We start from the raw sequence: 14,148 nt of genomic DNA on the forward strand, positions 1-14,148 counted from the left end.
TATCATACTGGTTGTTTTGTTCAGTTTTCAAAGATCAATGTTGTGTCGTTTTTTGCGACGAAATATAATATAGCATGCATTAAAAAGGAAGTCAATATCTTTTTCGGATTTCAAAAAAGTTGTTGAAAAGGTTGCATGCTTTTCGCGACAACAGAAACTAATATACCATATTCCATATTACTAGACAAGAGTCTTTTTGAAAATAATTAATATAATCTCAAAAAAATACTATATCTGCTTCTTGTTAAGATATAGTATTTTTAATTTCTATTCTATTTGTACTTTCTTAGGGATATATTTTTTTATTTCTTCATCACTCGCAACTCGAGTATACAACTGAAATAACATTTTATATCGGTCTCTCATCGCCTTTTTTACCATTTTATCAATTCGGTGGTCTTCTAAATCTAATAATAATTCTTCTAACTCTCTTTTAATAACATATTGTAATTCATGCTGCTCCTGTTCATTAATTAATAACCCTAACATATTGTCCACTCCTATTATATGTACTTATATAAAACTGAATCGTTCACTTCCCAAGAAGTTAATGTCTTTATAAACGGTAATTTCCCCATTTATCATTACTTGTATTCCTTAAAAAACTTATTTTTAAACATAATTAGACAACATATTTAAATAGAGTCACTCATATATTGTTAATGAAGAGGGACTTGCATCATCTATATCGTTTATAAAGACAAGCCCAACCAAATGGAGGGATGTATATTGAGACGTTTATATATTTTAGACATTAAGAAACAAAAGAAAGTATTTTTCATTATTCCTATATCTTTATTTGTGGCATTATTTTTATTTTTAGAATCGAATTACACACCTACCGTATTTTCCGATCAAGATAACCCGCGAGCGTTAAACACAGGAAATACAAACAATTCTTCTATAGCTTTAACCTTTAATATTAATCATGGCACGGAAAAGGTTATTCCCATCCTTGAGAGGTTAAGCTCAGAAGAAGTGAGCGCTACTTTCTTTGTAAGTGGCGAATGGGCGGAACGTCACCCTGATATATTGGATAAAATTGCTGAGGCAAATCATGAGATTGGCATGCTTGGATATCAATATAAATCATATGTCGAACAAGACATAGAACAAGTAAGAAGAGATTTGAACAAAGCTAAAGATACTTTTACTAAGCTCGGATATGAGGACATCTATTTATTAAGAGCTCCAAATGGCCACTTAAACGAAGAAATAATCAATTTAGCTGAGAACCAAGGGTTAAAAGTAATTCATTGGAGTCTAAACCCGAACGATTGGAAAAATCCTGGAACAAAAAAAATCACTAATCATGTGTTAAAGAATTTAAGTAACGGTGATATTATTTTACTGCACGCTTCCGATTCGGTTAAACAAACAGAAAAGGCACTGGAACAATTGATACCAGAGATTAAAAAGCAAAACAAAGATTTTATGACTATTTCTGAATTAATTACACTATCTGAATCAGAGAGCGAGGAACTTCAATCAAAAAAGAAATAGGCCTCTATATTGAGCCCTATTTCTTTTCTGTTAAACGATGCAATATTAGTAATTGATAGGTATTACATAGTACAAGAGGTACGATCATTAACCACGCGTAGTCGCCACCACTGGTGCGTAGACCCGGCACCCATTCTATTGAGGTAATCACAACCATAAAAAACAAAGCTGGAATAAAGGCTTTTTTATTCGTTTCTTTCGCTTTTATACGAGCTATGATCCAGCTATACACAAATAAGGCAATTGCGGTTAATAGAAATGGCGTTATTGTACCATTCTCAACTCCCTTGTATCTGAAGTAAACGAGATCGAATAAAGCAAAGGCAATTAAAGCAATTTGAACCATCGGCCAATAACTACGAAAAATGCCTAGAGCAAATTGATTAATGGTTAAATATGCAAAAAATCCCATCTGGCTTATTAAACTAAATACAAAACCTAATGCCAGAAAAAAGATCACTAAACCTAATACCTCAAACCAATCAAATGGATTTAGGAAATCAGCATATACATTAGATTTCACAAAAAAACTTGCTATCAAGGTAGAAATACCACCTAATAATAAAGTAGAAAAAAATAACCTTACAACATTACGACTTTTCAACAAAAATCCCCCTATATGTATCACGGTATAAGCTTCCGTAATAAACCTACTTCAAGAAAAGAGCTTTAGCAGGATAAACGGACGCTAAACAGCCTTATAAGTTTCTCCGAACTTTGTGAAAGTTTTCATTTCAAATCTCACTTTATGTATTTTAACACGTTCTTCATTTTTTTTCGCTTGTCATACATATTAATTATAAATGACTCCATATTATAAATACAGAATATTTTTTTGTAATGAAAGGTAGCGGTATATATGAACCGATTTCCATATATTATGTTAATCCTCCTCCTATTATTAACTAGCTGTGGTGGAGGAAGCAATGGCGAAAGTAAAGAGAATGGTGACTATGAAGGAACAAAAAAAATGGTTGCAGATATATTAAAGACAGATGAAGGAAAAAAAGCAATCACAGAAGTATTAGCCAGTGATGATATGCAACAGACCTATGTGATTGATTCAAAGGTCATTAAAGAAGCTGTGACAGAGACTCTTTCTTCTGATAAAGGGAAAGAATATTGGACAAAGATGTTTCAAGATCCTAAATTTGTCGAATCCTTTGCATTGGCCCTTCAGGAACAGCAAGAAGATGTCATCAAAAACCTAATGAGTGATTCTGAATACCAAAAGAAATTAATGGAAGTGCTAAGTAATCCAGAAATGGAAAAACAAACGTTAACACTTCTCACTAGTCAACAATTTCGTTCACATTTAGAAAAAGTGATGGAAGAAACGTTTGACTCTCCTATGTTTAAGGCAAAGCTATCTGAACTAATTCTAAATGCTGCAAAAGAAATGAAGCCTGCCAGTGAAGGTGAAGGCAGCTCTTCCGGTGGAGGATCTGGTAGTTCAGAAAGTGGTGGCCAACAGCAACAACAAAGCGAAGATAGTAATAAAGAAAAAGAGAAACAAAGCAACTAAAACGCAAAAAGAGTGGAGCAAATATGTATGGCTCCACTCTTTTTCATTTAAAATTGTTCTATAATTTGTTTAGCAACAGCTAAGTACTCTTGACCATTTGGATGTTCTTCCTGGTAAACAGATGGTGCAAAAACACCATCTTCTTCAAATGGTTGCTGAAGAGAAAGTCGCCCAATGACAGTAGTATCGAGGACTTCTGCAAGCTTGTCTCCTCCACCTTTGCCAAAGACATATTCCTTCTCACCAGTCACTTTACTCTCAAAGTAGGACATATTTTCAATAACACCTAATATTTCATGATCAGTATTAATTGCCATTTGTCCTGCCCTGGCTGCCACAAATGCAGCTGTTGGATGAGGTGTAGTCACAATTAATTCTTTTGAGGATGGGATCATATTGTGTACATCTAATGCAACATCACCTGTACCTGGTGGTAAATCTAACAATAGATAGTCTAATTCTCCCCACTCCACTTCTTTAAAGAAACTTGTTAACATTTTACCTAGTCTTGGTCCACGCCAAATGACAGGGGAATTATCTTCAACAAAGAATCCCATTGACATAATTTTTACACCAAAACGTTCTACAGGGATAATCTTATTCCCATTTAATTTTGGTCTCTCTTCGACACCCATCATATCTGGTACACTGAACCCGTAAATATCCGCATCTATCACGCCTACTTTTTTTCCTAAGCGTGCCAAGGCAACAGCGGTATTAACCGTAACCGTTGATTTTCCAACCCCACCTTTACCACTTGCGATCGCTAGGAAATTTGTATTGGAATCTTTGCTTAATAAAGATGGATCTTCTTCTTTCGTTGGTTGAAATTTCGCAATTACTTCCTCAGGCAATTGACTAAAACGAAGACCAACAGTCGCTGCACCAAGTTCCTTTAAAGCACCAACTAGCTCTTGTTGTAGTTGCATCTGCTCGGCAGTATTTGTTTTCGCAATCGCCAGCTTGACACTAACATGATTTTTTTCTTCTTTTATTAAAACTTCTTCTATACCTTCCGTTTCTTCAAACGTTTTATGTAGGAAGGGGTCCTTCATTTTATGCAAAAGTTCGATTACACTTTGTTTAGTTAGCAAAATAGGTCACCTCAATTAATAACTATTTAATCCTATCAGCTATTATAACATAAAGTGAGACTTCCATCAGTGAGAGTGTTTTTTCTCTCACTGATGGTTAGCGAAACTTATCAGGGTGTTACCTTCCGTTTTCTCCCATTCTCCTTTTTCTTATTTCATGAGAATCTGCATTGGGAGAATTACGGAGGGTTAGCATCGTGGTAAAGTGAGGCTTCCATCATTGGGCGTGTTTTTCTCCCAATGATGGTTAGCGAAAATTATCGATTAGCCGCTTGGTTTGTCTCATGTTGTAAAATTCCTTCATAAATACTGGCAGCCATTTTTTGCTGATAACTAGTTGATTTTAGTAATTCCTTCTCTTCTTCATTGGAGAGAAAACCAATTTCAACTAACGCTCCTGTAGCTTCTGCATATTTCAAAAGAAATACTTGCTGAATAGCCAATGCTTCTCGATTGGTATTTTCCAAGTTCCTTCGTATCTCATTCTGAATGGCTTTAGCCAGTTGCTCATTCTCTTCCCTGCCCGGGTGAAAAAAGGTTTGTGCACCCTTCCACCTGCGATCTGGCAAAGCATTTAAATGTATACTAAGGAAAAGGTCTGCCTCTTTCTCTTTAATAAAAGCGACACGATTTTGAATATCCTCTGTTTTTCTTCGCGATAAACCTTTCGTATCATCTTGAGCCAAATCATAATCACCTTCTCTGGTTAAATACACAACGGCTCCCGCTTGCTGCAAATAGTCTTTTAACATGTTAGAAACAGTTAATGTGATTTCTTTTTCCTGTGTATCATCAGAAGCCTCAGCTCCCCCATCAACACCTCCATGTCCTGGATCAATTACAATTGTCTTTCCAGCTAAAGGTAGTGACCATGTTTGCCAAGAATCCATTGAGTTTTGCATTGGATATTGAATAAGAATTATTAATAAAAATAAGCCTATTAACCATACGACTAATTTAAGAATCTTCGGCATCCGCTTTTCCCCCTATACTTCTCCTGTAATCACTATATGGGACAAGCAAAAAAAGTATGCCAAAAAAAGTAATCTTCTTAATTTGTTCTATAGAAATAAAAATTGCACTACGGGTTTTGAATCTTGCGCCGTGATAACAAAAATTGCAAGATAAAAATGATGGTTAATGTTACTACTGCAATAATATCTGTTACCAGATTATGCTGAATAAATAGCAAAGCAGTAATTAAGGCAAGAATCCTTTCATACCAATGATATTTTCGAATCAGCCAGTTTTGTATGAAGGAAGCAAAAGCGACCATGCCGATGGTTGCGGTAAAGATCGCCCAAACCATTTGATGCCATGCTACATCTGTTAACATAAGAATGGTTGGATTCAAGGTGAAAACGAACGGCAGTAAGAGTGCAGCCGAATCATACTTAAAACCTTGAATCCCTGTTCGAACCGGTCCAGCTTTTGCAATACCTGCCGTTGCATATGCTGGTAAATTAATAGGTGGTGTATCGTCTGCTAATACCCCATAATATAAAACAAAAAGGTGGGCAATTAAAACATGCACACCCATGTCTGTCAATACAGGTGCGACAATTGCTGCTAAAACGACATAGGTAGCAGTTGTAGGTAAACCCAAGCCCAGCAACAAACATGCAAACACAGTTAAAATCAAGGCAAAGTATAATTGAGTGTTATCCGTCACTAATACATCTGGCATTGCATTTGTTAATGTCTCCGAAAAACCGATAGCAATGCTAGTAAATTTCGTTGATAATCCCGAGGTGGTAATCACACCGATAAGTATCCCTGCTGTTGCACAAGCAACAATAATAGAAAGTGCATTACGACTAGCTGTTTCAAAACCTGAAAGTAATTGACTAAAACCATAACGCATAGTGGTACTTTCCACTTTCAATTGCTTTTGAGATAGAGCAAATACAAGAGCTAAACCAATACCTATCAGCATTAACACTACTATCTCTGGCTTCCAACGAATCGTTTCAGCACTAAAGAAACTTATATTTAAAATCCCATTAAGAGCGTCTAACCCTTGATTAATCGGGGCAATTAAAAATTGAAATAGAACCGTAAATAGAATGACTCCACACGCACCAATAGCCGTACGCGTCATATTATTTCTAAAGCGTTGGACAAAGACGGCTAAAACAAGCAATACAATAATTGAAAAAAAGGCAGAATTGTTAACGGAAACTCGCGCAACCACTAAATAATAGAGCAAAACCAGAATTGGGATTAACAAATATCCTTGCTGAATTAATAATTTTCGTCCTGAGGCAAGTTCGCTTTTTTTCATTCCGTGGATCCCATGTTTAGATGCTTCAAAATGGACCATAAACAAAATACCAACATAAGCTAACAACGCAGGGATAAGCGCACTTTGAATAATTTCATAATAAGGAATCCCTGTGAATTCCACCATAATAAATGCCGCTGCACCCATAATCGGTGGCAGAAACTGTCCACTGGAAGATGCGGCAACCTCGACGCCACCAGCAACATGTGGTTTAAAGCCGACTCGCTTCATTAAAGGAATAGTAAAGGTTCCCGTCGTTACTGCATTCGCTGTCGAACTTCCAGAAATACTTCCCATTAAACCACTTGCTACTACACTCGCCTTTGCCGGCCCACCTTTATATTTGCCAAACATACGTAAAGCTAGATCTATAAACATTTTCCCTGCACCTGTAGACTCAAGAATTGCTCCAAATAAAATAAAGATAAACACAAACTGGGCGGAAGCATAGATTGGTGTTCCAAAAATACCGTTATTACGATAAGTAATTTCATAAACAAATCGCTCAAAATCTCCTCTTGAATGCTGCAGCTGTCCTGGCATAAATTCACCCAGGAAAAAGTAAGTAATAAAGACAAGGGCAATAATCACTAATGGTTTCCCAACGACTCTCCTCGTCGCTTCTAATACAAGCAGGATCAAAAGCACGCCAAAAAACAAATCCATATCTGTCGGTCGACCGGACATAATGGATGGAGCTGTTTGATTTTGAATAATATATATTCCTGCTGCTAATGCAACGAGGGCAATTACCACGTCATACCACGGGATTGTCTTTTGACGCATCCCTTTTTTTATTGGAAACATGCAGAAAACAAGGATCAAACCTATTGTTAAATGGAGGATTAAAAATGTTTTAGACCCGATACCCGGCAAGCCAAACCCAGCTACATATAAATGAAAGGCAGATAAAAAAACGCTGATTGCTAAAACAGCAACTGCCCAGCCATGTCGTAGTTCACGATCGCTACCTTCTAATTCATTTAACATCTTTTTGTGACCATCATCCACCTGTATTCCTCCCCTCTTATTCAAAGGTTAAATGGCTCTACCACGCTTTCTTCTTAACATTAATTTCGATTATTCTTTTAACAAACGGCTCTTTCGAAAGATAAAAAGTCTCCTCTTGAAAAATAAATGTGTGTGGATATAAATCTGAAGGCTTCATCCTCAGTACACCTCCATGTATAGGCCGGTTTAAATTTTGCATTACGTAGAAACCATCCTTTATCGAAACATCGCCTTGATGCTGATAAGGGAGTCCAGCACCAAATGACTTTGTCCAACTTTCCATTGTCACAAGCTCTCCAGATTTAGAAAGTTCAAACACTTCCTTAACCGGAGACTTCTCCACGGAATGGATATATTGATGGGCAAACTGATCCCCTTTCTCTATATCACGTTGCCATAACACTTCTTTTGAATTCATATCGGTAATAACTAATTGATAATGTGGTTGCTTCAAGAGCCACCAGCTACCAATAACAACGAGTATACTAAAGGCTATTATAATCAACATTTTGGGAACGAAGGCATCGCTATTTAGCAATGCCTTCTTCTCGTCTTGATTATTATTGTTCATCAAAGAAGCGTTGTGCTCCTGGATGTAAATCAATCGACATACCCTCTTGAGCTGTATCAATTGTTAAATCCTTGCCACGTTCATGTGCGTTCTCCATGGCATCTATATTGTCAAAAATAGCCTTCACTATTTCATATACTTGGTCTTCAGGCAGATCATCACTAACAATTAGCATCGATTGAGGAGCGATTGTAGTTGCAGTAGCATCAAAGTTTTCATAGGTGTTTTCATCTAATTCTACTTTTGTATAGTAAGGGTATTCTTCTACAATTTCATCGATCTTATCTTCCGTAATACTCACTATCTTGATATCAGCACTTGCCGCTAATTCTTGAATACTTCCTGTTGGTGTTCCTGCTGTAACGAATGCAGCATCAATATTTCCATCTTGTAAATTCGTGGACGCGTCGCCAAAATCCATCCATTCTTCATTAATGTCATCGTACGTAATATCGTGAGCGGCTAGAATTTGATTCGCGTTAGCCTCTGTTCCTGAACCGACATCACCTACAGCCACCCGTTTACCTACTAAATCTTCGACAGTTTCAATACCACTATCTGCTAATGTAACGATTTGAATCGTCTCAGGATAAATAGTAAAAACACCACTAAAACCGTCTACCACTTCTTCAAACATTTGAGAACCTTCATGCGCATAGTACGCAATATCGTTTTGGACAAGACCAAAATGTGCTTGGCCATCACTTAATTCGTTCGCATTTACAACAGAAGCTCCACTGGAAATACCTGTTGCGGTAACACCATCCACATGCTCACTGATTATTTCCGCCATCGCTACTCCAAGCGGAAAATAAACACCCGCTTCACCACCTGTTAATACAGTAATATCTTCTACCCAGCCTTCTGCTGAACTTGCTTCATCAGTTTCTGTGTCTGCTTCCTCTTCTTCTGTAGCTTGATCCTCTGATGTTTCTTCTTGTGCTTCTTCATTCCCTTCATCATCTTTAACGTCACCCGCTCCATTACCACAAGCTACTAACACGATTCCTACTAAAAAGAAGATTATTAACAAACTATACTTTTTCATCTACATACCCCCTTACTATTTTTTATGTGTAAAAGCCAAAGTGTATTCCAATCCTTTTTTAAAAGATACTGAAGTAGTTCGTTTGATAAATTTCCATAAAAAAATATCCCTCTCCCTATAGTGGAAGAAGGATATTTCCTTATTGCGCCTCTCCTAAATGTTTCAGTCGAAAAAGCGGACTCTCTTTCGTTTCCGCTTCTTGTATTTCAATTCTCACTTTTCGTACTCTCCGGTCTGTTACTTCATCAACAAAAACTTGCATATTTTCGTATTCAAAGCGATCCCCATCTTTTGGTATTGCCTTGATATTCTCGATCACCCAACCACCTATTGTATGATAGGAACTTTCGGGTTTGGCAATATTTAATACTTCAGCAAAATCATCTAACTGATATTGAGCATCAAAGCTATACACCTTATCATTAATTTTAGACATGGCATTTACCTTTTCGTCTTGTTCATCCCAAATTTCTCCAACGATTTCCTCAAGTACATCCTCTAGAGTAATCAAACCGGAAGTACCTCCGAACTCATCCAACACAATCGCCATATGAACTTTTTCCTTTTGCAATTGTGGCAAGAGAGTTGATATTTTCATCGATTCAACGACAAATAACGGTTCTCTTATGAGTTCTTTTATATTTACATCACCATACTTCACTAGATGTGTTAAGAATTCCTTTTCTGACAATATACCAATAATATTATCAACTGTTTCCTCATAAACAGGTATTCTAGAAAAACGTTCTTCAAAAAATATATGTTTAATTTCTTCGACCGATTGGCTAATTTCAATGGCTACCACGTCAATCCTTGGTGTTAATACTTCTTCTGCTACAGTTTCATCAAAATCCATTGATCGATAAATAAGCTCGCGTTCTTCTTTATCAATAACGCCTTCCTCTTCACTAATATCCAGCATTACCTTGATTTCTTCCTCTGTTACCGAGGGCAGTTGATTACTCTTTGCAAAAAGTTTCGAGACAACGGTTTTTAATTGAAGAAATAGAAAGTTTACTGGTGTCAGCGCATGAATTAATACATATAAAATATTCGCTATTAGTAAAGAATAGCTTTCAGCATGTTCTTTTGCCAATGATTTAGGAAGGATTTCACCAAAAATAAGGATAAGAATCGTCATAACAACTGTGCTACCAACTAAAGCAAGACTTCCCCCAAATATATCTGTAGCTACGGTAGCGGCAATACTTGCAGCAGCAATATTAACAATATTATTCCCCACTAAAATGGTGGACAGTGTCTTGTCAAACTGCTCTGCAATTTGGAGAGCCCTTTTACTCCCTGGTCTGCCTTCGTCAGCGAAATGTTTTAACCTGATTTTATTGACACTAGAAAAAGCTGTTTCTGCTGATGAGAAAAAAGCTGACAACATTATTAAACTCATTAATAAAGTAATCGAATTCAGCGGTATATCGTCCAAAAAAACTCACACTCCTATAATTTAAATAAATTTACACATTTATATGATATCGTTTACATACCTATTATATAATAATTAGCTAGAAAATAAAATCAATGCTTGAATGAGAGCAACCGTTTGAGGCTTAATATTCTTTAAAACAGTGATTTGATCTTGCGTTTCCATCTTTTCAAACATGGCATGTATTTCCTTTATCTCTTCTTTTAAATCGCTCATTTTTTTAGTAATTTGGTCTGCTTGAGCTAAAGTTGTATTTTTATCGATTTCTTCAAGTTTTAATAGCCACTTCTTTTCTTTAATTTGTTCTAAAGTCATGTTCATTTTTTTACATTTTTCAATAAAACGTATCTCTTCGACAGCTTTTTGATTATATAACCGATAATTCGTGTCAGAACGTTCACATGTCAGTAGACCGATCCTCGTATAATAATCTATAGTACGTTTTGATACATTGCTTGCATTCGCTAATTGTCCAATTCTTAATAACTTCCCAATGACATCACCTCTTTTTAATTGTAATCGCTTTTGTTAAAACTGTACAGTACCACGTTATGCTTGGTAGAATATATTTATAACATTGATAACCATCCATATGAATTCAACGAACAAATCAATCGTTGTGTATAATCTTAAGGAGGAATTTATTTTCATGTTCGTCGCCATTATGGTTCTTTTATTGGTCTCGCTATTTTTTTCAGGAAGTGAGACTGCATTAACAGCTGCAAATAAAATGAAACTACAAACAAAAGCTAGAAATAATGATCTGAAATCAGAGAAGTTATTAAAACTGATTTCTAAGCCAAGTGAATTTATAACAGCAATATTGATTGGAAATAATATCGCAAATATATTACTTCCAACCCTGGTAACTACCATTGCGATCCAATATGACTATAATGTAGGAATAGCTTCAGCAATTCTTACCATCACCATTATCGTATTTGCAGAAGTAATTCCGAAATCCGTTGCAGCAACTTTTCCTGATCGAATTGCATACATAGTATATCCGGTTATCAAATTTGTCGTGATCATCCTTAAACCAATCACTATTCTGCTTAATGGGTTAACTGGGTTTATCACGAAAGTCCTTTCAAGAGGGCAAGAACAAGACACTTCTATCTCAAAAGATGAGTTACGAGCAATGGTAGATATTGCTGACTCTGAGGGTATGTTTCACCAAGAAGAATCCCATCGAATAAAGGGGGTTCTTGACTTTTATAATTTAACGGTCAAAGATGTTTTGAAAACGCCACGTGTAGAAGTTGTAGCGTTAGCAAGTACGGCTAGCTACGAAGAAATAAGAAATATTGCAATAGAAAATCCTTTTACAAGGTACCCTATTTATGAGGAAGATATTGATAAAATCGTTGGTGTTTTCCATTCCAAATATTTATTAAGTTGGTCAACCGATCAAAGTAAATCACTTGAAATCTATAGTGACACAAACCCATTACTAGTATATGAGTTCCAGTCGATAGAATGGGTCTTTCGCGAAATGACAAAAGAAAAGAAACACATGGCTATTGTATTAGATGAGTATGGCGGTACAGAAGGGATTCTTACCCATGAAGATATTATTGAAGCGATGATCGGTTTAGAAATTGAAGATGAAACGGACTTAGACAATGAATCATTGGTTGATACCTTAACGGAAACAGAACTCATATGTGATGCGAAAATTTCATTACGCCGTTTAAATTCGATTTTTCATACAGAGATTCCAGAAGAGGAAGACGTTCTTGCAGGATATTTATTAAAGGAATTAAATTACTTTCCTGAAGAAGGGCAAACAATCGAAATTAATAATTTAACCTTTAAAATTCTTGAAACAGATGGCAGGACGATTAAGCAAGTTCAGATTATTAAATAGTTTTAAAAAGTGCGCCTGTTCAAAATAGGCGCACTTTATTTTTTTAGTTAAAAATCGTATTTAGCTTCTTCTCTTTCTCGAATCTCCTGATAGGTTCCTGTCAGGGTCACAGTATCTTCAACAAGTCGTTCGATTCGAAATAAGACATCGTCATTCGTTATTTCCTGACGATAGAATTCAATGTCTTCGATAAATACATAGCTTTGAACGATTTGCGCCTTCATGTACCCTAAAATTGGTTTTAATTGCTGTTCCGGAATCAGATAATGCTTTTGAGATCCAGCGGTGATAATCATGCTCACTACTTTATGTTGCAAAGCATCTACTGGCAATAAGTCGAACACATTCTTTAAAGTACCGGGAATCGATGCTTGAAAAATCGGACTTCCAATAATAATCGCATCTGCCGCCATAATCGTTTCCGTCACCTTCTTAGTATCCCCTTGATAATCTAAATAATTGCGACCATCACTAAACTGAATGTCATACTCTGCTAAATCAAGCATGGTAACCTCTAAATCCGGGTACTTATCTTCAAGTGTTTTGACTGCATAACTAGTTGCGGTTTTTGTTTTAGAGCCGACGATCGATCCTGCAATTGCTACTACCTTCATCATTGGCCTCCTATTTCTTCGTATACTTTCGAATCGCTGGCAATACTTCTTTACCAATTAACTCGATATTTTTTCTTAATTTATCAAAAGGTACACCGCCAAAGTCCATTTGTGCAATATAGCGTTGGTGACCATACATTTCATGTTGATAAAGAATTTTCTCAATCACCTCTTGTGGACTTCCAACATTCATGACATCACGCTTATCAGCGCCCTGCGCAAAATGTTGCTTGGGATAACCTCTGCCATTCGTCTTTTGCATCCCTTCATTAACCGATGGATACATTTCTCGTTGTGCTTGCTGTGTTGTCTCAGCTAGATAGAAAAAGCCAGCGGTTGCAACCGGAAATTGTGCCGGATCATGTCCCGCTTGTCTTAAGGCATCCCGATAACTATCAATGGTCCGTTTAAAAATCGATACAGGTCCACCCAATGTAGCTAGAAAAATCGGCACTCCGGCATAACCTGCTTTAACTGCACTTGATGGATGTCCACCAACCGCTCGCCAAATTGGTAGTGAGCCATTTAGTGGTCGAGGTAGAATATGTGCATCTCTAAGTGGCGCACGATACTGCCCCTCCCAATTAACATATTCTTCTTGATTTATTTTTAATAATAGATCAAATTTCTCTTCATATAATTCTTCATAGTCATGTAGATCATATCCGAGCAAGTCAAAGTTTCCGACCCTGGAAGCACGCCCAGCAATAATCTCTGCTCGTCCTTTTGAAATCAAGTCGATGGTAGCAAAATCCTCATAGACCCGAACTGGATCGAGGGTACTAATAATCGTTGATGAGCTTGCTATTTTAATATTTTCTGTTGCCTGCGCAATAGCAGATAAAACAACAGAATGTGCTTGGGTGGTAAAGTACTCCTGATGACTTTCCCCCACACTAAAGAAGTCGATGCCAACATCATCTGCTAGTTTTGCTAGTTCAATAATTTCCTCTAATCTCTGCCCGGCAGGAATTCTTTCACCTGTAGATGGATTGGGCAAATGATCCCCTAATGTATATAAACCAAATTCTAAACCTTTACTTGCATCGATTCGATATTTTTCCATTATACAACAGCCTTTCTTTCAACGAAATTTACGTATCATATGTTATTATGAACGATAGCAACCAAAAATGTAAGTACGCACTTTCAAGTAATATAGTATCTCATAAGATACTGTCAACGTA

Annotated in this window: 14 protein-coding genes and 1 pseudogene; 3 read left to right on the forward strand and 12 right to left on the reverse strand. The window is 36.6% G+C overall.

The window, feature by feature from the left end; all coding sequences use genetic code 11:
• Positions 1–267: 267 nt before the first annotated feature.
• Complete coding sequence (locus BUC25_RS18130) at positions 268–489, reverse strand: hypothetical protein (protein ID WP_073203289.1); 222 nt, start codon at positions 487–489, stop codon at positions 268–270.
• 240 nt (positions 490–729) lie between these two features.
• Between BUC25_RS18130 and pdaB the strand changes: the two genes are divergently transcribed.
• A complete protein-coding gene (pdaB, locus tag BUC25_RS18135; protein WP_244535216.1) occupies positions 730–1,503 on the forward strand; it encodes a polysaccharide deacetylase family sporulation protein PdaB in 774 nt (257 codons plus the stop codon).
• Positions 1,504–1,519: 16 nt separating this feature from the next.
• On the opposite strand, the gene BUC25_RS18140 is transcribed toward pdaB, so the two are convergent.
• On the reverse strand, positions 1,520–2,107 hold the full coding sequence (locus tag BUC25_RS18140) for a KinB-signaling pathway activation protein (protein ID WP_073203291.1): 588 nt from the start codon (positions 2,105–2,107) through the stop codon (positions 1,520–1,522).
• Positions 2,108–2,362: 255 nt separating this feature from the next.
• On the opposite strand from BUC25_RS18140, the gene gerD reads away from it, so the two are divergent.
• A complete protein-coding gene (gerD, locus tag BUC25_RS18145; RefSeq protein ID WP_073203292.1) occupies positions 2,363–3,028 on the forward strand; it encodes a spore germination lipoprotein GerD in 666 nt (221 codons plus the stop codon).
• A 47-nt stretch (positions 3,029–3,075) separates the two neighbouring features.
• Here the strand turns inward: gerD and BUC25_RS18150 are convergent, their stop codons facing one another.
• The 8 genes and pseudogenes from BUC25_RS18150 to BUC25_RS19905 form a co-directional block, all read right to left on the reverse strand.
• A complete protein-coding gene (locus BUC25_RS18150) occupies positions 3,076–4,122 on the reverse strand; it encodes an Mrp/NBP35 family ATP-binding protein (protein WP_073203293.1) in 1,047 nt (348 codons plus the stop codon).
• Between the two features lie 257 nt (positions 4,123–4,379).
• Entirely contained in the window at positions 4,380–5,096 is a 717-nt protein-coding gene (gene cwlD, locus BUC25_RS18155; RefSeq protein ID WP_073203294.1) for an N-acetylmuramoyl-L-alanine amidase CwlD, read from the reverse strand.
• A 107-nt stretch (positions 5,097–5,203) separates the two neighbouring features.
• Complete coding sequence (locus BUC25_RS18160) at positions 5,204–7,417, reverse strand: TRAP transporter permease (protein ID WP_073203295.1); 2,214 nt, start codon at positions 7,415–7,417, stop codon at positions 5,204–5,206.
• Between the two features lie 37 nt (positions 7,418–7,454).
• Positions 7,455–7,988 (reverse strand): DUF1850 domain-containing protein, encoded by a 534-nt coding sequence (locus BUC25_RS18165; RefSeq protein ID WP_073203296.1) that lies wholly within the window; start codon positions 7,986–7,988, stop codon positions 7,455–7,457.
• On the reverse strand, positions 7,978–9,036 hold the full coding sequence (locus tag BUC25_RS18170) for a TAXI family TRAP transporter solute-binding subunit (protein WP_073203297.1): 1,059 nt from the start codon (positions 9,034–9,036) through the stop codon (positions 7,978–7,980). The genes BUC25_RS18165 and BUC25_RS18170 overlap by 11 nt, the downstream gene beginning before the upstream one ends.
• Before the next feature lie 139 nt (positions 9,037–9,175).
• Positions 9,176–10,477 (reverse strand): hemolysin family protein, encoded by a 1,302-nt coding sequence (locus tag BUC25_RS18175; RefSeq protein WP_073203298.1) that lies wholly within the window; start codon positions 10,475–10,477, stop codon positions 9,176–9,178.
• Between the two features lie 75 nt (positions 10,478–10,552).
• Positions 10,553–10,792: a hypothetical protein gene (locus BUC25_RS19900; RefSeq protein WP_244535217.1), complete on the reverse strand. Its 240-nt coding sequence runs from the start codon at positions 10,790–10,792 to the stop codon at positions 10,553–10,555.
• A 36-nt stretch (positions 10,793–10,828) separates the two neighbouring features.
• Positions 10,829–10,972: pseudogene (locus BUC25_RS19905) on the reverse strand (MerR family DNA-binding transcriptional regulator); the annotation flags it as partial.
• A gap of 154 nt (positions 10,973–11,126) precedes the next feature.
• On the opposite strand from BUC25_RS19905, the gene BUC25_RS18185 reads away from it, so the two are divergent.
• Entirely contained in the window at positions 11,127–12,347 is a 1,221-nt protein-coding gene (locus BUC25_RS18185) for a hemolysin family protein (protein ID WP_073203300.1), read from the forward strand.
• A gap of 47 nt (positions 12,348–12,394) precedes the next feature.
• On the opposite strand, the gene BUC25_RS18190 is transcribed toward BUC25_RS18185, so the two are convergent.
• Together BUC25_RS18190 and BUC25_RS18195 are read right to left on the reverse strand one after the other, a co-directional pair.
• Positions 12,395–12,961 (reverse strand): NADPH-dependent FMN reductase, encoded by a 567-nt coding sequence (locus BUC25_RS18190; protein ID WP_073203301.1) that lies wholly within the window; start codon positions 12,959–12,961, stop codon positions 12,395–12,397.
• Positions 12,962–12,971: 10 nt separating this feature from the next.
• Complete coding sequence (locus BUC25_RS18195; protein ID WP_073203302.1) at positions 12,972–14,027, reverse strand: LLM class flavin-dependent oxidoreductase; 1,056 nt, start codon at positions 14,025–14,027, stop codon at positions 12,972–12,974.
• Positions 14,028–14,148: the final 121 nt, after the last annotated feature.

The organism is Gracilibacillus kekensis, assembly GCF_900143085.1.
Taxonomy (GTDB): Bacteria; Bacillota; Bacilli; order Bacillales; family Amphibacillaceae; genus Gracilibacillus; species Gracilibacillus kekensis.